The organism is Pseudoalteromonas sp. S4492, from assembly GCF_005886115.1.
GTDB classification, from domain to species: domain Bacteria; phylum Pseudomonadota; class Gammaproteobacteria; order Enterobacterales; family Alteromonadaceae; genus Pseudoalteromonas; species Pseudoalteromonas gelatinilytica.
In genome coordinates, this window is sequence record NZ_PNCP01000148.1 from 1 (window position 1) to 325 (window position 325).

Sequence of the window (325 nt, forward strand, 5' to 3'; positions counted from 1 at the left end):
TGGCTGATCTGCTCAAAGCGGGTTCTCTGGATGCCATGGATAAACTCCTTCTGCTGCTTTTCAGCATCTGACAGAAGTTGATCCGCTCTTTTGCGAATCTGCTGGGCCTTGTCAAATTCATCCAGAACCTGCTCAGCGGTTTCCATGATTGAGCTGATGTCCTGATGCAGAGCACCGGTTTCATCATGAGTCAGCCAATGATAGCGATCCTGTAACTGTCGGCACTGATCAATCAGAGCCCGGTATACCTGACTGGATGGACTGAGGCCGAGAACCGATTTAGAAACACTGAACAGGTCGGAAACAGCACGAACCACTTCCGCAT

Annotated in this window: 1 protein-coding gene; it reads right to left on the reverse strand. The window is 50.2% G+C overall.

Annotated elements, in window-relative coordinates; genetic code table 11:
* Positions 1-325 (reverse strand): hypothetical protein (locus CWC28_RS22030; protein ID WP_171038339.1); only part of this gene is annotated, 325 nt, incomplete at both ends.